The organism is Phycicoccus sonneratiae (assembly GCF_016887965.1).
In the GTDB taxonomy this organism is placed as follows: domain Bacteria; phylum Actinomycetota; class Actinomycetes; order Actinomycetales; family Dermatophilaceae; genus Phycicoccus; species Phycicoccus sonneratiae.
Genome location: NZ_JAFDVD010000015.1, coordinates 48720 through 69877 on the forward strand (window position 1 = coordinate 48720; position 21158 = coordinate 69877).

The window sequence follows — 21158 nt, forward strand, 5'->3', positions numbered from 1 at the left end:
GTCAGTACTCCACGTTCTGGTTGGTGCGGCGGCGGATCATCGTGACCTCGTCGCGGTTGTTGCCGGTGGGTCCGATGTAGTTGAAGAAGTACGAGAGCTGCGCGTAGCCGCCGATGATGTGGCTCGGCTTGATCATGATCCGGGTGAGGGAGTTGTGGATTCCGCCGCGCTTGCCGTCACGCTCGGTGAGGGGGACGTCGATGAGCCGGTCCTGGGCGTGGTGCATGTAGACCGTGCCCTCGGGCATCCGGTGCGACACGATCGCCCGGGCCGCGACGACCCCGTTGCGGTTGACGGCCTCGACCCAGTCGTTGTCGTGGACCCCGATCTTCTCGGCGTCGAGGTCGGACATCCAGATGGTCTGCCCGCCCCGGGAGAGGCTGAGCATGAAGAGGTTGTCCTGGTACTCGCTGTGGATCGACCACTTGTTGTGCGGCGTCAGGTAGCGGACCGAGACCCCGAGCGCGTTCTGCTCGCCAAGCGCGGTCTCGCCGAACAGCTCGGTCATGTTGAGCGGGGGCCGGTACACCGGCAGCGACTCGCCCATGCCCTGGACCCAGTCGTGGTCGAGGTAGAACTGCTGGCGCCCGGTGAGGGTGTGGAAGGGCTTGAGCCGCTCGATGTTGATGGTGAACGGCGCGTACCGCCGGCCCCCGGACTCCGAGCCCGACCACTCCGGTGAGGTGATGACCGGGACGGGTGCGACCTGGGTGTCGGCGAAGGTGATCTGCTTGCCCTCGTGCTCGGCCGCGAGGTCGTGCAGCGTCGTACCGGTCCGCTTCTCGACGTTCTTGAAGCCGTGGGTCGCGAGGTGGCCGTTGGTCGTGCCGGACAGGTGCAGGATCACGTCGGCCATGTGGATGTCGGTGTCGAGCCGCGGCTGCCCCTCTCCCGCACCGGGACCCGCGACACCGTTACGCGCGCGCAGGATGTCGATCTCGCGCTTGACGTCGTAGGGCACGCCCTTGGTGAGCATCCCGACCGACTCCATCAAGGGGCCGATCGAGGTCATCTTGTCGTAGACCGCCGGGTAGTCGCGCTCGGCGACGGCGAGCACCGGGAGGGTCTTTCCGGGCACCGGCTCGCACTCGCCGTGGCGCCAGTCCTTCACGACTCCGTGCACGGTGGCCATCGCCTCCGGGGTGTCGTGCCAGAGCGGCTTCGCGACGACGTCACGGCGGGTGCCGAGGTGGTCCACGGCGAGCTCGGAGAAGCGCTTCGCGACGGCCTTCCACGCCTCCCAGTCGGTCTTGCTCTGCCACGGTGGGGCGATCGCGGGGTTGAACGAGTGCACGAAAGGGTGCATGTCGGTGGTGCTGATGTCGTGCTTCTCGTACCAGGTGGCGGCCGGCAGGACGACGTCGGAGAAGAGCGTCGAGCTGGTCATCCGGAAGTCGATGGTGGTCAGCAGGTCGAGCTTCCCCTCGGGCACGTCCTCGGGCCACTCGATGCCCTCGGGCCGCTTCTCCGGCGGCGCCTGCCGGGCCGTCACGGCGTTGTCGGTGCCGAGCAGGTGCTTGAGGAAGTACTCGTTGCCCTTCGCGCTGGACCCGAGGAGGTTGGCGCGCCACAGGCTGAGGATGCGCGGGTGGTTCTCCTCGGCCTCGGGGTCCTCGACGGCGAACCGCAGTGCGCCGGACTTCAGCTGGTCGACGACGTAGTCCGCCGGCGACATGCCGGCGGCCTCGGCCTCGTCGGCGAGGGCGAGGCTGCTGCGGTTGAACGTGGGGTAGCTGGGGGTCCAGCCGAGGCGCACGGACTGGGCGAGCAGGTCCATGACGCCCTTCCCGGCGAACACACCTGTGCCGGCGTCGACGTCGTCGGCGGTGAACGTGTCGTACCGGTACTGGCTGGTGTTCACGTACCAGTACGCGGTCTGGTTCATGTGCCGCGGCGGCCGGTGCCAGTCGAGGGCGAAGGCCATGTGCTGGAAGCCCATGATCGGGCGGACCTTCTCCTGGCCGACGTAGTGGCCCCAGCCACCGCCGTTGCGGCCCTGGCAGCCGGTGATCGTCGTCAGCACGAGCATCGCCCGGTAGAGCTGGTCGGAGTGGAACCAGTGGTTGGTGCCCGCGCCCATGAGGATCATGCCGCGGCCGCCGGTGTCGATCGCGTTCTGCGCCCACTCGCGGGCCAGCCGGGTGACCTGCTCGGCAGGCACGGAGGTGATCTCCTCCTGCCAGGCCGGGGTGGCCGGGGTCGAGGGGTCGTCGTAGCCGGCTGGCCAGGTGCCGGGCAGCCCCTCGCGGGCCACACCGTACTGGGCGAGCATGAGGTCGAGGACGGTGGTGACCAGTCGGCCGCCGATTCGCCGGGCGGGCACACCGCGCGACACGTGGGCGACCTTGCCGTCGGGGGTGTCGAAGCGGGGCAGCACGACGCGCACGGACTCGGTGGCGGTGTCGAGGAGGGAGAGGACGGGGTCGATGCCGTCGAGGTCGAGGTTCCAGCGGCCGAGGCCCTCGTCGCCCCAGCGGAAGCCGAGCGAGCCCTGGGGCACGGCGACGTCATCAGTGCGGGCGTCGAGGACGACCGGCTTCCACATCGCGTTCTCGGACGTGCTCTCGGCAACGTCCAGGTCGCCGGCGACGACGTACTTGCCGGGCCGGAACGCCGGACCTTGCTCTGCCGCAACCGGGTCGGCGCCATCGGCCTCGAGGGAGACGAGGAACGGCAGGTCGGTGAAGCGCTGGTTGTACTGGGCGAAGAAGTCGACCTGCTGGTCGACGAAGAACTCCTTGAGGATGACATGGCCCATGGCCATCGCCAGGGCGCCGTCGGTGCCGGGTGCCGAGGCGACCCACTCGTCGGCGAACTTGACGTTCTCGGCGTAGTCGGGTGAGACCGCGACGACCTTCTGGCCGCGGTAGCGGGCCTCGGTCATCCAGTGGGCGTCGGGCGTGCGGGTCATCGGGACGTTCGAGCCCCACATGATGAGGTAGCCCGCGTCCCACCAGTCGCCGGACTCGGGGACGTCGGTCTGGTCGCCGAACATCTGCGGCGAGGCGTTCGGCAGGTCGGCGTACCAGTCGTAGAACGAGAGCATCGGGGCGCCGATGAGCTCGAGGAAGCGCGCGCCGGAGGCGTACGAGACCGGTGACATCGCGGGGATCGGCGAGAAGCCGGCGATGCGGTCGGGGCCCCAGCGCTTGACCGTGTAGACGTGCGCCGCGGCGATGATGTCGACGACCTCGTCCCACGTCGAGCGGACCAGCCCGCCCTTGCCGCGAGCCGACTTGTAGCGGCGGGCCTTCTCGGGGTCCTGGACGATCGAGGCCCAGGCGAGGACCGGGTCGCCGCCGACGGCCCGCCGCGCCTCGCGGAACATCTCGAGCAGCACGCCGCGCACGTAGGGGTAGCGGACCCGGGTGGGCGAGTAGGTGTACCAGCTGAAGGCGGCGCCGCGCGGGCACCCCCGCGGCTCGTACTCGGGGCGGTCGGCGCCGGTCGACGGGTAGTCGGTCTGCTGCGCCTCCCAGGTGATGATGCCGTCCTTGACGTACACCTTCCACGAGCAGGAACCGGTGCAGTTGACCCCGTGGGTGGAGCGCACGACCTTGTCGTGGCTCCAGCGGTCGCGGTAGAACGCGTCACCCGCGCGCCCGCCCTCGCGGTGCAGGGCCCGGCGGTCCGGGGAGACCTCGGCCGAGGTGAAGAAGCGGCGGGTGCCGACGAGTGCCTGGGTGAGGGGCCCGTCGAGCCCAGTGGTGGTGGTCATCTGTTCTCCCCGCGTCGTGGCGTCAGCCGGAACGGAACGGTGTAGTTGTGCGGATGTGTGCGAGACAGCGGTTCTCGGTGACGAAGGGCTCGAGGGCGACCTGCGCCTCCGACTCCCCCGCCTGGGCGAGCGACTCGGCGATGAGCCCGCGGTGCACGCCGCAGACGACCGCCTCGTTGTCGCGGGCGAGGTCGAGGAACGGGCAGTCGGTGAGCTCGACACGCGCGGTGCGGCCGCCGTCGGAGGTCGACACCTCGGGCTGGTAGCCCCAGTCCTCGAGGACGTCGATCACCTCGCCGACGCGGCCCAGCCAGACGCCGGTGCTGTCGGCCGGCGTGCGCTCGGGGTGACTTGCGAGGTGCTCGCGCGCCCACCGGCGGCCGGCCTCGAAAGGGGTCACCTTTTCGCCGTGCACCGACGCGGTCATCGCCTCGGCGAGCAGCTGGGTGAGGAGGCGCAGCGGCTCGCGGCCGGCCGCCGGCGGAGCGGTGCGCGGGGCCGGGCGGTAGACCTTGCGGGGGCGGCCGGCGCTCTGGCGGCGCTGGAACGAGGACTCGAGGACCCCGGCCGCGACGAGCTGGTCGAGGTGGAAGCGCACCGTGCTGACGTGCAGGTCGGCATCGGGAGCGAGCTCGGCGGCGGTCCGTCCCTCGGGGTGGTCTCCGGCGGTCGCCTCCAGGAGCTCGACGAGGAAGCGACGGACGGGGGATGCGAGGAGCGCGGCGGCGTCGTACTGCTGCTGGGTGGTCACCACGCGATCCTCTCAATCTCCATATACCGGAACGGGACGCTCTATATAAGCACAGGACGGCAGCGCTCGTGAAGCGCCCGGAGTGATGCAATTGCACTGTTTCTGAGGCGTTCTCAAGATTACTACGGAGAGTAGTTGTGTAGGACGACCGACGCGAGTACCGTCCGGTGTCGACAGATTTAGAGGACCATCGTCCTTCCAAACGGAGGATCCCATGACCACGACGCCCACCGTCCCCGTGGCGACGGCCGCCCCCGCCGGCGACACCGGACGCGCCCCCGGCGCGCGGCGTGTGCTCTGGCTCTCGACGGCGGCCTTCACCCTGATGTTCGCCGCGTGGCTGATGTTCGGGATCCTCGGCGTGCCGATCCAAAAGGAGCTCGGCCTCAGCGACCCCCAGCTCGCGTGGATCAGCGCCGTCGCCGTGCTCAACGGCTCACTGTGGCGCCTGCCCGCCGGGATGCTCACCGACCGCGTCGGCGGCCGCAGGGTGATGGCCGTGCTCCTGGTCGCGACCGCCGTCCCAGCGTGGTTCGTCGCGCGGGTCGAGGGCTACGCGATGGTGCTCGTGCTGGCCTTCCTCGTCGGCTTCGCCGGCAACTCGTTCAGCGCCGGCATCGCGTGGAACGCCGCGTGGCAGCCGCGCGACCGCCAAGGGCTGGCCCTGGGGGTCTTCGGGGCCGGCAACGTCGGCGCCTCGGTGACGAAGTTCATCGGCCCCCCGCTCATCGCCGGCACGGCCGGTGCGGCGTGGTTCGGCGGCGCGGTCGAGGGCGGCTGGCGGCTCGTGCCGGTCATCTACGCGGGACTGCTGCTCGTCATGGCCGCCGTCCTGTGGCTCGGCGCCCCGTCCCGCGACCGGATGCCCGGCCGCTCGGCGACCCTGGCCTCCCAGCTGGCGCCGCTGCGGCAGGTGCGGGTGTGGCGCTTCAGCCTGTACTACGTCGCGTTCTTCGGCGCCTACGTCGCCCTGGCCGCCTGGCTGCCGAAGTACTACGTCGACAACTACGGCGTGAGCCTCAAGGTCGCGGGCCTGCTCACCGCGCTGTACATCTTCCCGGCCTCGCTGCTGCGGCCGGTCGGCGGCTGGTTCTCCGACCGGGTCGGCGCCCGCCGTGTCATGTACTGGACCTTCGCCGTGATGCTCCTCGCGAGCGGCCTCCTGATGATGCCCAACGGCCACCTCGTCGTCGACCACGCCGACGGCTCGCACTCCTCGCACCTCGCGTACGCGCTCGGCATCGTGCCGTTCACGGTGCTGCTCGTGGTGCTCGGCAGCGCCATGGGCATCGGCAAGGCCGCCGTCTACAAGCACATCCCCGAGTACTTCCCCGAGAACGTCGGATCCGTCGGCGGACTCGTCGGGATGCTCGGGGGGCTCGGTGGCTTCTTCCTCCCGCCGCTCTTCGCCTACACGAAGGCGTGGACCGGCTTCCCGACGTCGACGTTCTTCGTCCTCTTCGTCCTCGTCGCGGCCTGCGCGGCGTGGATGCACCTGACCGTCGTGCGGATGCTGCACGACGAGTCCCCCGAGCTCGCCCACCGGATCGAGTCCGCGGCGCCCGCCGCGGCCGCCCGCTGACCCCCACCCCGAGGAGACCGTCATGTCGACCAGCACCGTGCAACGCGAGCAGAAGGGCGAGTGGCTGACCGCCTGGGACCCCGAGGACGAGAAGACCTGGAACAAGGGTCTGGCATGGAAGACGCTGTGGGTCACCACCTTCTGCCTCACCCTGGCCTTCGCCGCGTGGTACCTGCCGAGCGCCGTCATCCCCAAGCTCAACGCCCTCGGCTATGACTTCACCAAGGGCCAGCTGTACTGGATGGCCGCCATGCCGGGCTTGGCCGCCGGACTCTTCCGGCTCGTCTGGATGGTGCTGCCCCCCGTCCTCGGCACCCGGAAGCTCGTGTCGCTCACCAGCCTCCTGCTCATCGCCTCGACCCTCGGCTGGGGCGTGCGGGTGCAGAGCCCGACGGCGCCCTACTGGGAGCTCATGGTGCTGGCCTTCCTCGCCGGCATCGGCGGTGGCGCGTTCTCCGGCTTCATGCCGAGCACCTCGTACTTCTTCCCGAAGCGGATGCAGGGCACGGCCCTCGGCCTGCAGGCCGGCCTGGGCAACTTCGGCGTCTCGCTCGTCCAGCTGCTCACGCCGTACATCGTCGCCATCTCGGCGCTCGCGGTCTTCGGCGGCAGCCAGCAGCTCGCCGTTCCCGGCAAGCCGGAGAAGACGGTCTGGTTCCAAAACGCGGCCTTCGTGTGGATCCCGCTCATGGTCGTCGGCGCCGCGCTCGCGTGGACGCTGCTGAAGTCGGTGCCGGTCAAGGCCGACATCCGCCAGCAGTTCGACATCTTCCGCAGCCAGGACACCTGGTGGATGACCGTCCTCTACATCATGACCTTCGGCACCTTCTCCGGCCTCGCCGCACAGTTCGGCCTGCTGATGACCAACCTCTACGGCAGCGGCAACACCGACATCGTCAAGGGCACCGGCGCCTCCGCCACTGTCCTCATCGCCGGCTACGCCGTGCCGGACGCCGTCAAGTACGTCTTCCTCGGCCCGCTCGTCGGCGCCGGCGCCCGCGTCCTGTTCGCCCCGCTCACCGACCGCACCGGCGGCGCCCCGTGGACCCTCGTCTCGGGTGTCGGCCTCGTCGGCTCGATCGCCTACACGATCCCGGCCCTGACGCCGGACACCTCCTCGGCCGCGGCCCTGCAGGGCGGCTTCAGCCACTTCCTCTGGGGCATGCTCGCGATCTTCCTGTTCAGCGGGATCGGCAACGCCTCGACGTTCAAGCAGATGCCGATGATCTTCGAGCGCCGCCAGGCCGGTGGCGTCATCGGCTGGACGGCCGCCATCGCCGCCTTCGGGCCGTTCTTCTTCGGCGTCGGCGTCACCACGCTCGGACCCGTCGCCTTCTACTCGGTCGGCATCGCCTGGGCGGTCCTGTGCCTCGGCATCACGTGGTGGCGCTACGCCCGCCCGGGTGCGCCGAAGCGCAGCTGACCCACCCCTGGACCGGGCGGTCCCGTCGAATCCCCCTGCGCGACGAGGCCGCCCCTTGCCCCGCATCCGCACACCCCGGAAGGACGCTCCTCGTGTCAGCCGTCTCGTCGCAGCCGCTCGAGGTCGTCCGGGGTGTCGACATCGCGGCCGGGAGTCCCCGCGACACGTACCTCGGTGTGCGGCAGGCGGAGCAGCCGCTTGGCCGGGCCGTCGTGGGCGGACGCCGGCAGCGCCTCTCGCACCGCCGCGACGCGGTAGACGGCCAGCAGCGGGTTGACGTGGGCGTCGTCGTCGACCGCCACCGCCGCCGCCACCTCGGGACGAGCCTCGTCGAGGGCGGTGAGCAGGCGCGGCACGGCCGCCGCCGCGTGCGGCATGTCGCCGGCCACGACGGCCATGAGCGCGGTGTGCACCGCCTCGGCACCCGTCGCCACACCGGCCAGCGGACCACCGCCCGGCGGGTCTTCCCGGACCCACACCGCGTCGGAGCGCACAGTGTCTCGGCGCGGGCCGACGAGGACCACGGGCCAGTGGGCCGGCAGCCCGCCGAGCAGGTGGTCGAGCACCGTCACTCCGCCGAGGTCGGCCGCGAGCTTGTCGGTGCCGAACCGCGTCGAGCCCCCACCGGCCAGCACGACGACGGTGACGTCCTCGCGCCCCTCCCGCGCCCGCTCGTCGGCCATCCGGCGAGTCTGCCACCCCGCGCCCCGGCACCCGCTGCCGCGTGAACCCCGTCCCACCACCCCTCCCCGAGGAGACCACCATGACCGGACCCGAGCTGACCCTCTCGCCGATGCCCACCGCGTGCGGCTGCGGCGACGCGGGCCATGACGCCCCCGAGCTCGACGTGCGCACCATCCCCCACTCGATCCGGCACGCCGTCGTGCTCGGCGCGTGGTCGGCCATCGCCGGGGGCGCCTCGCTCGTCATCGTCGCGCCCCACGACCCCAAGCCGCTGCTCGCCCAGATCGCCGACCGCGACGGCCCGCTGACGGTCACCTACCTCGACGAGGGGCCCGACGCCTGGCGCCTGCGGCTGACCCGCGCCTGACCCCGGCCGTCCCGACGTGTGCTCCTACTGCGGCTGCGAGGCCGTGACGGTCGTCGGCCGGTTCATGGCCGAGCACGTCGACATCGTCAACGCCTGCGGCGACCTGCGACGCGCGGCCCTCGGCGGTGACACCGGTGCCGTCGAGCGCACCGCGGACCGCCTCGCCGGCCTCCTCCACCCGCACACCCGGGCGGAGGAGGCCGGCCTCTTCACGCTGCTGGCCCGCGACGACGAGTTCGCCGGCCACGTGCGCTCGCTGTGTGCCGAGCACGTCACCCTCGACGAACGGCTGGCCCGGGTCCGGGCCGGGCACCACGACGAGATGCCCGCCCTCGAGTGGGCCCTGCGCCGCCACATCGAGCGCGAGGAGAACGGTCTCTTCCCCGCGGCCGCCATCGCCTTCGCCGGACCCGAGTGGGACCTCGTCGCCGCGATGACGCCGGACGCCCCGCCCCGGCGCACGGGATGAGCCGCCCCGGGCGCGGCTGGTTGCTGGCCCCCGCTGCGCTCAGCCTGCTCGCCGGGCTGGACGCCGGCCTGGTGCGGCTCGGGGGAACGGCGCCGGTCGACTCCGCACGGCTCGGCGACGTCCACGGCCCGCTCATGGTGCTCGGGTTCCTCGGGACGCTCGTCGCCCTTGAGCGGGCCGTCGCGCTGCGCCGGCCCTGGGCGTATGTGGCACCGGTCCTTCTCGGTACCGGCGGCCTGGCCCTGTCGGCGCCGCTCCCCCGGTCCCTGGGGCAGGTGCTGCTCCTCGACGGGGTGCTCGCCCTCGTGACCGTGCTCGTCGCCCTGTGGGGACGACGACGGGACGACGCCGTGCTCGTCGAGGTGATGGGCGCCGGACTGGCCTCTCTCGCAGCCTTGCTCATGCTGCGCGTCGAGGTGCCGGTTACCCTCCCGCTGCTCGCCGGGTTCGTCGTGCTGACCATCGCCTCCGAGCGGGTCGAGCTCGCCGCGCTACACCTCCCGGCCACGGCGCCGCGGACCCTCGTCGTGCTGGCGCTGCCCCTCGCCGGGTCGGCGGCCCTCGCCCCGGCGCTCCCCGGGCCGGGCACTCGGGCCTTCGGGGCGGCACTGCTCCTGCTCGTCACGTGGCTCGGACCCCGGGACGTCGCCGTGCGCACGGTCCGGACGAGCGGGCTGCCGCGCTTCGCCGCCGCTGCGATGCTCGCCGGGTACGCCTGGCTCGGTGTCGCCGGCGCGGCCTGGGTGGCCGTCGGCCCGACGACGAGCGGCCGGGCCCACGACCTCGTCGTGCACGCCGTCTTCCTCGGGTTCGCGATGAGCATGGTCATGGCGCACGCGCCGGTCATCCTGCCGGCCGTCCTGCGCCGCCCGCTGCCGTGGCACCCCGCCTTCTGGCTGCCGCTGGGGGTCCTGCACACCATGCTCGCGCTCCGCGTCGCCGGCGACGTCACCGGCGCCCAGTGGCTCGTCGTCGCCGGGGGCACCGGCACGGCGCTTGCCCTCCTGCTGCTCCCCCTCACCGCCGCCGCCGGTTCGCTCCTCGCGTCGCGGCGGCGCACCCCGTCCGACTCCGCGACCCTCCGGAAGGTCCTCTCGTGAGCACGCCCACCCGACCCGCCGCCGCCCGTGGCCGCTTCCCGCTGAGGGACCGGCCGGGCCTCGTCTGGCTCGCCCTCGCGGTCCTCGTCGCCCTGGCGCACCCGGTCGTGCCGGCCGCCGGCTGGCTCATGGTGCACCTCGTGCTGCTCGGGGCCATGACGCACTCGGCGATGGTCTGGAGCACGCACTTCACCCAAGCGCTGCTCAAGACGCCCGAGTCCCTCGACGACCGCGGCCGGCAGAACCGTCGCATCCTCGTTCTCCTGGTCGGTGCGGCCCTCGTCCTCGTCGGGGTCCCGACAGGGTGGTGGCCGCTCACGCTCGTCGGGGCGACCGGGGTGGCGACCGCGGTGGCCCTGCACGGGCGGGCTCTGTGGCGCCGCCTGCGGCACGCACTGCCCGGGCGCTTCCGCATCACCGTGCGCTACTACCTGGCTGCAGCGGCCTGCGTCCCCGTCGGAGCGGGGTTCGGGGCGTGGCTGGCCCACGGTCTCGACGACGAATGGCACGGTCGGGTCCTCGTCGCCCACTCGATGACGATGGTCCTCGGCTGGCTGGGACTGACCGTCACCGGCACCCTCGTCACCCTCTGGCCGACGATGCTCCGCACCCGGATGGACGACCGGGCCGAGCGGCTCGCGCGCCAGGCCCTGCCGGTGCTCGTGGCCGCGGTCTCGGTGACCGCCGGCGGTGCGGTCGCGGGGCTGCGGCCGGTGGCCGTGGCCGGGCTCGCCCTCTATCTCGCGGGGCTGGCGTGGTGGGGCCGGGCCCTGCTCGCCCCCGCCCGGACGGCGCCGCCGCGCACCGTCGCGACGGTGTCGGTCACCGCGGCACTGGCCTGGGGGCTCGTCGCGCTCGCCCTGCTCGGCACCCGCTTGGTGCGCGCCGGCGGGTGGGCAGAGGTCGCCGACGACTACGACACCCTGGCTGCGGTGCTGGCCGTCGGCTTCGGTGCGCAGCTCCTCTCCGGCGCCCTCGCGCACCTCATCCCGGTCGTCCTCGGCGGTGGGCCGTCGGTCGTCCGTGCGGCCGCCGAACGGTTCGACCGGGCCTGGGCGACCCGCCTCGTCGTCGTCAACGCCGGTCTCGCGCTCTGCCTCCTGCCCGTGCCGGGGGCGGTCCGGGTCGCCGTGTCGGTGCTCGTCCTCGTCGCGCTGGCCGCGTTCGTCCCCCTGCTTCTCGCCGCCGTCGGGGCCGCGGTCGCCGCGCGTCGCGCCCTGCTGGCCGGGCTGTCGGAGGGCTCGGCACCCACCGCGGCCGTGACCGCCTCGACGGGCGCCAACCGGGAGGTCCCGTCCGGGCAACTCGTCGTCGGGGTCGCGGCGCTGGCGCTGGCCGCCTCCCTCGGGGTGGCCGCCGACCCTGCCGCGGCCGGGCTGACACCGGCCTCCGCCACCCTGGCGGCGGGCCTGCGGGCGGGCGCCTCCGACGTCACGCCGACCGGCCACACGACGCGAGTCCGGGTCGAGGCGCACGACATGGCGTACGTGCCGGCGCGCATCGACGTCCCGCGCGGAGACCGGCTCGTCATCGACCTCGTCAACGTCGACGACGCGTCGCCCCACGACCTGACCTTCGGCGACGACCTGCGCACCCGCCGCGTGATGCCCGGACGGACCGCGTCGCTCGACGTCGGGGTCGTCTCCGGCGACGCCGAGGGCTGGTGCTCGGTCGTCGGCCACCGGCAGATGGGGATGGTGCTGCAGGTGCACGTCGCCGGCACCGACTCGTCCCCGGCGGCCGGCACCGCGACGGAGAACGCATCCTCCCCGCCACCCGCATCGGCCGACCTGTCCCGGACGTTCGGCAACGATTTCCACCCGGTAGACGCCGTGCTGCCGCCCCTGACGTCCGAGCGCACCCACCACGTCACCCTGCGGGTCGCGGAGGTCGACCTCGAGGTCGCTCCCGGTGTTCGACAGCGACGCTGGACCTACAACGGGTCGGTCCCCGGACCCACCCTCCACGGCCGGGTCGGCGACATGTTCGTCGTCACCCTCGTCAACGCGTCCTCGATGGGCCACTCCGTCGACTTCCACGCCGGCGAGACCCCGCCGGACGACGTCATGCGCACCGTGCCCCCGGGTGGCCACCTCACGTACACGTTCACGGCGCGGCGGGCCGGGGTCTGGATGTACCACTGCTCGACGATGCCGATGAGTGCCCACATCGCCGCCGGGATGCACGGAGCCGTCGTCATCGAGCCCGAGGGTCTGACCGCCGTCGACCGCAGTTACGTGCTCGTCCAGTCCGAGGTCCATCTCGACGGCGGCGGGAGCACACCCGCCCCCGTCGACGCAGCGTCCGCCGCTGCCGACACCCCCGACCTCGTCGTGTTCAACGGCATCGCGAACCAGTACGTGGCCCGCCCGCTCACGGCGCGACCCGGTGAACGGGTGCGCTTCTGGGTCCTGGCGGCCGGGCCGAACCGCGGAAGTGCCTTCCACGTCGTCGGGGCACAATTCGACACCGTGTGGACCGAAGGTGGCTACCTCCTCGACCACGGACGCGGCCCGACCGGCACCTCCGGGGGCGGTTCGCAGGTGCTCGACCTGGGGGTCGCCCAGGGCGGCTTCGTCGAGCTGGACGCCGGCGCTCCTGGACACTACCCGTTCGTCACCCACGCCATGGCCGACGCCGAGCGGGGGGCCAAGGGGATCCTCGCGGTCACGAAGTAGGCGAGTTTCGCGGGGGTAGGGCCACGTCCTGCGCACGTGCGCCGGATGTCGATCAGAACCCCCGCGTGGATGCACGACAGCCCACGTCGCCGTCGCTCACCACGGCTGCAGGTGCGGAAGGAGGCGTTGCATCGCGGCGACGATGTCCTTGGCCTTGGGGAGGTCCTCGGCGATGTCTTCCGCACCGAGCTCTGGTGTGTCCAGTCTCGGGTAGTCGGCGTCGTTGCGAGTCCTCCGGAGTCGGCCGAAGGGACGCACCACGGCGCCGCTGCGACCCAGCTGGGCGGTCACCGCTTCCTGGACGGCGATGTGTCCGCCCTTGCTGGTTGCTCGCAGCCCCTGGACCGCGAGCGCTGCGGCCATGGACTTGCGGGCGGCGGCGTACAACAGGTCGTAGCCGCCGGCCGGGTCGGCCTCGGCGACGAGCTCGGCGGAGCGGAGATGCCGCTCGGCCTCGGCCAGGAGGCGCGCCGCGTTCTGCGCCGACGGGGCGACCTGCTCGAGGTCCCCGGCCGCCACCATCGCCTCGACGTCCTTCTGCCCGGTTTCCCAGCGGGTCATCGGCGCTCACCACCTATCAGGGTGACCATCGGCCGGGACGTCACGGTCGCCTTGAAAGGATCCGTGTCCGCGGCGTCCCAGACCGAAGGACGCACCCGGCGGATGCTGACCTCGCGGCCGAGCCGCTGCCCCGCCGCTTGCGCCACCTCGTCGAGCACGTCAGGGTCCGCCGAGCCCACGACGAGTACGTCGATGTCACCGGGGACCGGCCCCGCCTGCTGGGCATAGCGCGCGGCCCACGACCCATAGATCCATGCCTCACGCACCCCGGGCACGTCGGCCAGCAGCTCGCGCAGCACCGGAACCGGCCCGAACGTCACTGCCATCAAGGCGGCCAACGGCCCGAACACCGGGTTCGCGGTGTCGGCGCTCACCAGCCGCTGGTTTCCGCGCCTGACCTCTCGGACGAGCCCCGCTTCGGCCAGGCGGTCGACCTCCCGCATGACCGTCGGCCCCGATGCGCCCACCGCCCGGCCGATCTCCGTCAGCGAGAACTTCTCCTCCGGGTGGAGCAGGATCCACGCGATGATGTCCCCCTGCGTGCGCGAGCGCAGCAGCGGCAGCAGCATTGGCGAACCTTCTTTCATGAAAAGAACTATAGCGTCGCTTTCATGAAAGAGTCTCCCTCCGGCTGATGGTGCAGATACGCCCAACTCCGTCAGACGTCGCGAGTCTTGCAGCTGGACGAACCGATCCGATCGGTCGTGGCCCACGTCGGGCCCGTCGTCAAGTCCTCGGCAGCGCGAGATTCACGCACCGCTGTCCGTGCCGCCTCCGTGCCATCCGGTGCAGCCGTCGGCAAGCAGCCGGACACCCAATCTGGCTGCTCCACAGTGATTCTGGAGCTGGCGGGGGGACTCGAACCCCCAACCCCCTGTTTACAAGTGCCACCCCCTTGGGGCCGCCATAGGCCGCTGACCTGCGGAACTGGCGTTCATTCCGGAAACAGGGGCGCGAAACGTGCGCTCTGCGTGCCATCCCGAAGAAGGCTTAGGTCCGCTCCTGTCCACGTGAGCTGCCGTTCCTTCAGGACCAACGGGGAGCCGTGGATCGGCGCGAAGCGCCGCCCCCGACGCTCACCACACAGTGGCATAGCCCGGTCCTCACTGATCGGCACGTCAAGACGATGCCGGCCGCGGAACCGGACGCTCAGGAGCCACGGGAGCAGCTCATCGAGCTGCCGCGACGGGCTCTCGACTCAGGATCGCTGTCCGACCAGGACCCCGGTTTGCTCCTGGGTCTCGCTGTCGCGGCCAACCTTGCGGTTGCACCCATTCAGCGTTGCCGGGCTGGCCTGGCCACACCGTCGGTCGCTCAGTTGGTCCGTGAGGATCCCGCGCTCGCGGCGCGGACGTTCCGACGCCGCGCCGCGATTGCGCTCGACAAGCTGGGGAAGGTCGCACGACAACACGGGAAGGCGCTCTAACGACTGGCCCTAAATCCAGGTCAGCGTTGCGTGCGTCCACGTCTTGCCGTCGGCATCGCCGGAGAGCGCGGGGTCAATGAGGCGCTTCGCGAGATCCGCGGCGAGGCCCACGGTTCGGTAGTCGGCGCAGTGGGGGACAGGCTTGCTCAGTTTCGCGTAGCCGGCTCCCCACGTGGAGGGCACAGCGAAACTGTCGAGCGGCTCCATCTGGCGTCGGCGTGCCTCGGTGATGGTGGCGGTTCGCAGTGCGGTGCCGTCGATGTCCTGCGTGGTCGCGAACACGACAAGGTCGACGAGGTCCTTCTCGCGAGTTGACGTGCGTTCGTTGTACTCGGTCATGGTCGCGCAGACCTTGTCGGCAATCTGGTCGACGACGGGGTAGAGGCGGTACTGGTGGCTGACGAGGCGCGGCAGCTCCAGCGCGTTCGCCGGGTCGGTCGTGGTGACCACTCCGGTGATCCCGGTACCGACGGCGAGGTCTACCTGCAGCGGGCCCTTGCTGCTGAGCCCGACGAGGATCTCGAACCTGACCTGATAGCCCTCGGTGTAGGGCTGGGTGTCGTTACCGATCGACTCGGTGTGGCTGACGTACTGGAACCGGAAGTGGTCGCCGAGGTCGATCTCCGCCAGGCGGATCAGGTCGTCGAGAGCTTGGGTGAGAGTGAATCCACGGCGATAAAGGTCGATGTCCCGAGTGGCGCGACTCGACGGCACTCGCGCGAGCATGCCCGTGCCACCCTTCAGCACCCACTCGGAGTCCTCGGCCCCGGAGAACACCCGGCTCAGGAAGCGGTTGAAGTACTCCAGCTGGATCCGCTTGTTGACGTCGAGCGACGGATCGGCAGCAGCTGCCCTCTTCGCGGCCTCTTTGATCGCGTTCTCGACGCCGCGCGCAGTGGAGTAGGGTTCGGGCTCAGCCACGCACGACCACCTTCTGCGCCTCACGGATGGCCGTAAGCGTCTCCGGTTTGACCGCAATGCTTTCGCTCAGGGCCGCGCCCCATCCGCGGCTGATCTTCTCCATGACGTCGCTGTTGACGAGCTGTGCTGAGATTCGGCGCGCGACCTCGTCGACACCGGCGTTCCTGACCATCTCGGCGCTGATGTCGGCGAGCTGAGGAGCCATCGAACTCCGGACTATTGCGGCCATCGACTCTTGGATCGAGCGCATGGCATGTTGCATCTCGGGAGTCATGACGAGCCGAGCAATGTCCTCCTGGCTGAGGCCATCGACGTAGCTCGCAGCGACCCGAGGGCCGATCGACGCGTCGGCGGCGACTCGGCGCGCGACCGCCTCCGGATCGATACCTGCGATCTCCATCAGCCGATCCAGCAGGGCCGCGCCATCGCCCTTCTTGAGTCCGTTGCGGCGGGCAAGGGGAGCGAAGAGTGTTCGGAGCCGCTCGAGGTCGAGGTCCCGCTTGCGGGAGGCGTCGCGCAGTGCGTCGGCGACGAGGCTCAGGTCACCTACCTCGTCGAGGAGATCGGAGATGGTGCGTTCCATCGTCATGACCGGCAGGCTTTCGACGAGCGTGACGTCGCGCGGGTTCAGAGTGCGCCGGCGGTAGCGGATGACGCTGCGCTGACTCTGTCGGCGAGCGGGGGAGACGAACTCGTGCCGCAGGGCGCGGAAGTCACCGATGTCGTGGAGGTGGGCGGCGGACTCGCCTGCCACGACCACACCGTTGGCGCCGTCCTTGATGCGCGCCTCCCCCATCGTCTTCGGCTCGGTGCTGAGCCAGGCTGCTTTCAGGTCGTCGTGCGGGCCGCCGGGAGCACCGGCGTCCTTGTAGACCCCGTGGGCGAGGCGTTCCAGCTGGCCCTCGGCGGCGAGTCGGGAGAGGTCGAGGCGCGTGATGCCGTGCATGCTGGCTTGAGCCGACGTCACCATGCCCCACTGGTAGGCGGTTACCTCAGCAAGGACGCGGAGGGCATCCTTCGACTTCATGCTTTGAGTGTATCTCTCAGTCCGATACATTCCAAGCAACTAGTCTGGTTGAGAATCCCGAGACAGGTCCAGCGGAGGGCGCCGTCGTGACCTGCCGCTTCGGTCGCGGCACAGGTCGAGCGCCCTCGCCACCACCGACTCGACCGGTGACCTCGGCGTTGGACCCGTCGACCCCGGTGTTGTCATAGACCTTGTACGCCGCCCCGAGCGGCTCGCCCGTGAACGGGTTCGACCCGCTGCCGAACAGATGCTTCATCTGCTCCGCCGTCACCACGTCGCCAACTTCCAGGCTGTCGACACCGACGAGCCCGGACCCGACCCAACGCCCTGGCGATTCACCCTTCGCCGGGTAGTAGTCGGCCAGGGGGTAGCACCCTTCCGTCGAGTCGAGCGCAGCAACCTGCCGCGGCAGGTACTCATATCTCGACCCCGCCGAGAGCGTGGGGATCGTCATCGTCACATCCCAAGCGGCCGCCCGAAGGACGCGAGTGGCCACGGGACGGGCGGTGGATGAAAGGGGTGTGTCTGGCTGGGTGGACGTGGCGTGGGGGCCGCGGGATGTCGGTGGCGGCGAGGAGAATCGCGGTAGTTGAACGACGTGGCGGCGCGGCAACGGGGCCGGCGGACAGGGATTCTGGAGCACAACGTGACGAACTCTCGAGATGATGACCTGCTGAGCGAGCTCAGCAGAGTCGCGACTCGGACCCTGCGCGCTGCCGGGCCAAGGTACGCGCCGTCCCTTGATCCCCAAGCCCCGAACCTCGACATCGTGCCGCTTCAGCGGGCCGCTAACGCCTTGGCCCAAGGCTCGGCATTTCGCGAACGGGTCGAGGTGCTGTCAGGAGAGATTCGTAAGGCCTATGACCGTGATGACCACTTCGCGAATCGGCTGTTTAAGCGACGAGTAGCGAGTGTTCAGCGCATCATCGCGGACCTAGATGCGCTCGCTTCGGCCGACACGGTTGTTGGCCGAAGGGCTGCCATGCGTGGTCTGCGCCGACATCTCCGATCCGTCAGAGGGCGGTTGTCCACTAGGGAGGATGAGCTCAGGGCGCGGCTGCGGGCCCTGGAGGGAACCCCGGACGGAACCGCATCCGAGGAAGACAAGAAGGCCCGTTCAAACGAACGCGACCGAGTGCAGTCGCGCCTTGGGGCCATCCGACGCCTAGAGGAGGCGCTCTACGAGGTGGCGGAGTTTGCCGACGGCGATGAAGGGGACCTTGCAGCGGACAGCTCCTCGATCTTGCTTCTGGGCGAGTGGGGCACCGGCAAGACTCACTTTCTGTGCGACTGCGCCGTGCATGCGATCGACGACGGAACCCCCACGTTGGTGGTGCTCGCGAACGCGCTGAGGACTGACATCCCACCTCTCGACGCGATTGCCGACATCACTGGGCTGGCGCCGAGCGGCGCGGCGCTGATGCTGCTCCTCGATGCCAAAGCGAAGGAGGCCGGACGCCGAGCGTTGATCATGATCGACGCGATAAACGAGTCCGACCGGGAGACTTGGCGTCGCGCGCTGCCACGGCTCGTGCGCGACGTTGCGGACGCGGGGAACATCGGGCTCGTCGTCTCCTGTCGCACTCCCTTCGATTCCAGTGTGGTCGCGGACACCGTCCGCAAACGGATGACTGTGCTTCGGCACCCGGGCTTCGAGGATCAGGAGTTCGATGCGCAGCTTGAGTTCTTCAAGTACTACGACCTGCCGGCTCTCCACGTCCCTCTCCTCACATCAGAGTTCTCGCGACCTCTGTTCCTACGTCTGATGTGCGAGGGGATCAAGGATCTCGGGAAGCGCTCGCAGAAGAATCGCCTTCGGGATCTTGCATCGGGGCAGAAGAGCATGACTTATGTCCTTGAGCGCTTCGTCAAGGAGGTGGGCGAGGAGGTCGAGAAGGCGCACAACATCTCGAAGCTCTCGTGCTGGCGCATCATGAAGGGAGAGCCCCGCAACGGGCGCGCTGGCCTTGCTGGCGTCCTCGCAAGCGAGCGAAGGGAATGGCTCAGCCGGGACGAGGCGCTTGACGAGGTGCGGGCCTGCACTGGCGCAACCCTGCAGGAGGCAGGGGCCATCATCGACTCGATGAGGGCTGCTGGCCTTCTCATCGAACACTCCCGCTACCAAGACGGAAGCTACTTTGACGTGCTCATGCTTCCGTATCAGCGCTTCTCGGACCACCTCGTCGCGCGGCATCTCCTTGACGCTCACCTGGACACGACAAGCACAGAGCGACTGCGTCGGTGCTTCTACAAGAACCAGCGTCTCGGGGCGGTGTTCGTGGTGGACCGCTGGGGCCGCGAGTTCGCCGAGCCGGGTATCGCCTCAGCTCTGATGATTGAGTTCCCCGAACGCGTGCGACGAATGGCCGAGCGCGACGGCTCTCCCGCCGAGCTCCTTTTCTATATTCCAAGGGAGCGTCGACTCGTCCATCCGGTCGTTGACGTGTTCTTGGAGGGCCTCTACTGGCGCCCCTCATCAAGCTTCGGTCCGGAGACGAGATGGATGGTCGAGTTCCTGCTGCGCCGACAGGAACAGGAACTCCGCTCCCGGGTGTACGAAGTTGTAGTGGGACTTGCCGTGCGTGACGGGCACCCACTCGGCTCCCGGTGGCTGATCGACCGGCTCGCCGCGATGTCTATGGCGGACCGAGATATCGAGTGGTCAGAGTTCGTGCGAACGGCAGACCAGGATTCCAATCTGCATCGCCTGCTGACTTGGGCCGAGCGCGAGGAGCACCGCAAGGTGGACGCGGAGGTCACAGCCCACGCAATCCGGCTGACCGCCTTGCTGCTCACCACAACGGACCGGCTGACTCGCGATCGAGCAACTCGCGCACTCGTTCTCATGGGCGAGGCGCATCCACGGCGCCTCTTCGATGAAGTGTCGGCCCTCCTGTCATTCGGCGACCCGTACGTCACCGAGCGTGTCCTCGCCGCCTGTTACGGAGTTTGCATGCGCGTCTGGGCGACAAAGGGCCGGAAATCGAACTTCGGCGACGACCTGGCCCGTCTTGCGCGACTCCTGCTGGAGCAGGTCCTCCGCCCCGGGTCCTGTCACTCAACTTGGCATGCCCTCACCCGCGGATATGCGATTGGCGTGCTGCAGATCCTTCTGAAGCTTCGTCCCAGGGCGCTCTCCGCTTCGGACCGCTCGCTGCTGGTGCCATCACCTGGTCACGCCGTATCCCCATTTCGTCCGGTGTCCCGGATCCGGAAGCGCGACGTCGACGACCCTGAGCACGCGATCCATATGGACTTCGGCAACTACACGATTGGTCGCCTCGTGGATGACCGCGGCAACTACGACTTCAAGCACAAGGAGTACGCGGGTGTTCGAAAGCAGATCGCTGACCGCATGCGTCGGCTCGGGTACTCCACCGCGCATTTCAACGACGTTGACAAGATCATCGTTCGCTACTTGGAGTACAGGCGAGACGGGTATCAGGTTGATCGCTACGGCAAGAAGTACTCATGGATCGCCTTCTTCGAGATGTATGGACTTCGGCGCGCTGAGGGAAAGTTCAAAGACGACTACTTCCACGAGCCCAGGCCCTCTGACAGTGACATCGACCCGTCCTTTCCAAAGGACATCAAGCGGTGGACTCCACCCGGCACCGACGTCTTCGCCGTCTCACCCACGGATCTCCACGGGTGGATCGCGAACGGTCAGGATCCCGATTACGCGAGCTTGCTCGAAATGAGCGAAGTCGATGGCATCGCTGGGGACTGGATCCTTCTCGACGCCGCGATGCACGAAGGTGTCGCAGATGGACGCGAGGCACGAGGGTGGGTGACATCCGTCTTCGTCCCTCCTCGGTCCGTCGATCAGATGCGTGAGGAGGTCGATTCGGGACGGGACCTTGGTGACCGAGGATTCCCAGACATCGGGGCCGACTACTACACCTACCACGGCGAAGTTCCGTGGTCGAGAATGTATGGCAGCGACGTCCGCACTGGCCGCGGCCTTCCCAGGCGCCTGAACGATCGCGCATTCGACTACTTCGACAGCGGGTGGAGGCGGGGCATTCCAGTCGAGGACTCGTGTCGTCGCTGGTCTTGGGAGGACTACCACAGTCAGCTCAATCAAGTTGGGGGTGTCGTCTTCCCCGCGCCGCCTATCGCCGAGGCTCTCAGCTTGCGCGTCGCGGGCGGCAGTTCTGACATGTTGGATGACAAGGGCAAGGTGGCAACCATCTTCCGGCGTACAGACGGTCCTGGTTTTGGATCCTTCTTCTTGTACATGCGGAGAGATCTTGTTGAGCGATACGTCGAAGCTCGGAGGCTCAGGCTGGTCCAGGCCGTCGTCACGGAGCGCGATGTGAGCTATAAGGCCATGGAGGGCGGACTTCCAGATTCGCTCCGCGCGGTGTTCCAGAGTCGCGTTCAGATATCTGGGCAAGTCTTTGGTCTCGAGTAAAGGGGATCTGGGTAGCGGGAACCCTTAGGTCGCG

At 69.5% G+C, this 21158-nt stretch carries 15 protein-coding genes; 7 read left to right on the forward strand and 8 right to left on the reverse strand.

Annotation, left to right across the window (positions count from 1 at the left end):
• Window position 1 precedes the first annotated feature (1 nt).
• A complete protein-coding gene (locus tag JQN70_RS13550; protein ID WP_204131891.1) occupies window positions 2-3718 on the reverse strand; it encodes a nitrate reductase subunit alpha in 3717 nt (1238 codons plus the stop codon).
• A gap of 22 nt (window positions 3719-3740) precedes the next feature.
• Window positions 3741-4469 carry a helix-turn-helix transcriptional regulator gene (locus tag JQN70_RS13555; RefSeq protein ID WP_307835982.1) on the reverse strand — a complete coding sequence of 243 codons (729 nt, stop codon included), beginning with the start codon at window positions 4467-4469 and terminating at the stop codon, window positions 3741-3743.
• 214 nt (window positions 4470-4683) lie between these two features.
• On the opposite strand from JQN70_RS13555, the gene JQN70_RS13560 reads away from it, so the two are divergent.
• Window positions 4684-6051 carry an MFS transporter gene (locus tag JQN70_RS13560; RefSeq protein ID WP_204131893.1) on the forward strand — a complete coding sequence of 456 codons (1368 nt, stop codon included), beginning with the start codon at window positions 4684-4686 and terminating at the stop codon, window positions 6049-6051.
• A 22-nt stretch (window positions 6052-6073) separates the two neighbouring features.
• On the forward strand, window positions 6074-7474 hold the full coding sequence (locus JQN70_RS13565) for an MFS transporter (protein ID WP_204131894.1): 1401 nt from the start codon (window positions 6074-6076) through the stop codon (window positions 7472-7474).
• Window positions 7475-7569: 95 nt separating this feature from the next.
• On the opposite strand, the gene mobA is transcribed toward JQN70_RS13565, so the two are convergent.
• Window positions 7570-8157 carry a molybdenum cofactor guanylyltransferase gene (gene mobA / locus JQN70_RS13570; protein WP_204131895.1) on the reverse strand — a complete coding sequence of 196 codons (588 nt, stop codon included), beginning with the start codon at window positions 8155-8157 and terminating at the stop codon, window positions 7570-7572.
• An 80-nt stretch (window positions 8158-8237) separates the two neighbouring features.
• On the opposite strand from mobA, the gene JQN70_RS13575 reads away from it, so the two are divergent.
• Genes JQN70_RS13575 through JQN70_RS13590 form a run of 4 tightly spaced genes read left to right on the forward strand, consistent with a single transcriptional unit; the run spans window position 8238 to window position 12772 of the window.
• On the forward strand, window positions 8238-8525 hold the full coding sequence (locus JQN70_RS13575) for a DUF2249 domain-containing protein (RefSeq protein WP_204131896.1): 288 nt from the start codon (window positions 8238-8240) through the stop codon (window positions 8523-8525).
• Between the two features lie 43 nt (window positions 8526-8568).
• Window positions 8569-8994: a hemerythrin domain-containing protein gene (locus tag JQN70_RS13580; RefSeq protein WP_307835983.1), complete on the forward strand. Its 426-nt coding sequence runs from the start codon at window positions 8569-8571 to the stop codon at window positions 8992-8994.
• Window positions 8991-10094: a DUF8744 domain-containing protein gene (locus tag JQN70_RS13585; protein ID WP_204131898.1), complete on the forward strand. Its 1104-nt coding sequence runs from the start codon at window positions 8991-8993 to the stop codon at window positions 10092-10094. The genes JQN70_RS13580 and JQN70_RS13585 overlap by 4 nt, the downstream gene beginning before the upstream one ends.
• Complete coding sequence (locus JQN70_RS13590) at window positions 10091-12772, forward strand: multicopper oxidase domain-containing protein (protein WP_307835984.1); 2682 nt, start codon at window positions 10091-10093, stop codon at window positions 12770-12772. Before JQN70_RS13585 ends, JQN70_RS13590 begins: the two co-directional genes overlap by 4 nt.
• A 96-nt stretch (window positions 12773-12868) precedes the next feature.
• On the opposite strand, the gene JQN70_RS13595 is transcribed toward JQN70_RS13590, so the two are convergent.
• The 5 genes from JQN70_RS13595 to JQN70_RS13615 all read right to left on the reverse strand — a co-directional run bounded on the left by JQN70_RS13595 (window position 12869) and on the right by JQN70_RS13615 (window position 17161).
• Complete coding sequence (locus JQN70_RS13595) at window positions 12869-13333, reverse strand: hypothetical protein (protein ID WP_204131899.1); 465 nt, start codon at window positions 13331-13333, stop codon at window positions 12869-12871.
• Window positions 13330-13902, reverse strand: coding sequence for a winged helix-turn-helix domain-containing protein (locus tag JQN70_RS13600; protein WP_204131900.1), 573 nt, complete (start codon window positions 13900-13902; stop codon window positions 13330-13332). The genes JQN70_RS13595 and JQN70_RS13600 overlap by 4 nt, the downstream gene beginning before the upstream one ends.
• A gap of 866 nt (window positions 13903-14768) precedes the next feature.
• On the reverse strand, window positions 14769-15680 hold the full coding sequence (locus JQN70_RS13605) for a nucleotidyl transferase AbiEii/AbiGii toxin family protein (RefSeq protein WP_204131901.1): 912 nt from the start codon (window positions 15678-15680) through the stop codon (window positions 14769-14771).
• A complete protein-coding gene (locus tag JQN70_RS13610) occupies window positions 15673-16707 on the reverse strand; it encodes a type IV toxin-antitoxin system AbiEi family antitoxin domain-containing protein (RefSeq protein ID WP_204131902.1) in 1035 nt (344 codons plus the stop codon). The genes JQN70_RS13605 and JQN70_RS13610 overlap by 8 nt, the downstream gene beginning before the upstream one ends.
• 16 nt (window positions 16708-16723) lie before the next feature.
• Entirely contained in the window at window positions 16724-17161 is a 438-nt protein-coding gene (locus tag JQN70_RS13615) for a relaxase domain-containing protein (protein WP_204131903.1), read from the reverse strand.
• Window positions 17162-17353: 192 nt separating this feature from the next.
• Between JQN70_RS13615 and JQN70_RS13620 the strand changes: the two genes are divergently transcribed.
• The gene (locus tag JQN70_RS13620; protein WP_204131904.1) at window positions 17354-21124 is read left to right on the forward strand and encodes an NACHT domain-containing protein; all 3771 of its coding nucleotides are present in this window, start codon (window positions 17354-17356) and stop codon (window positions 21122-21124) included.
• Window positions 21125-21158: the final 34 nt, after the last annotated feature.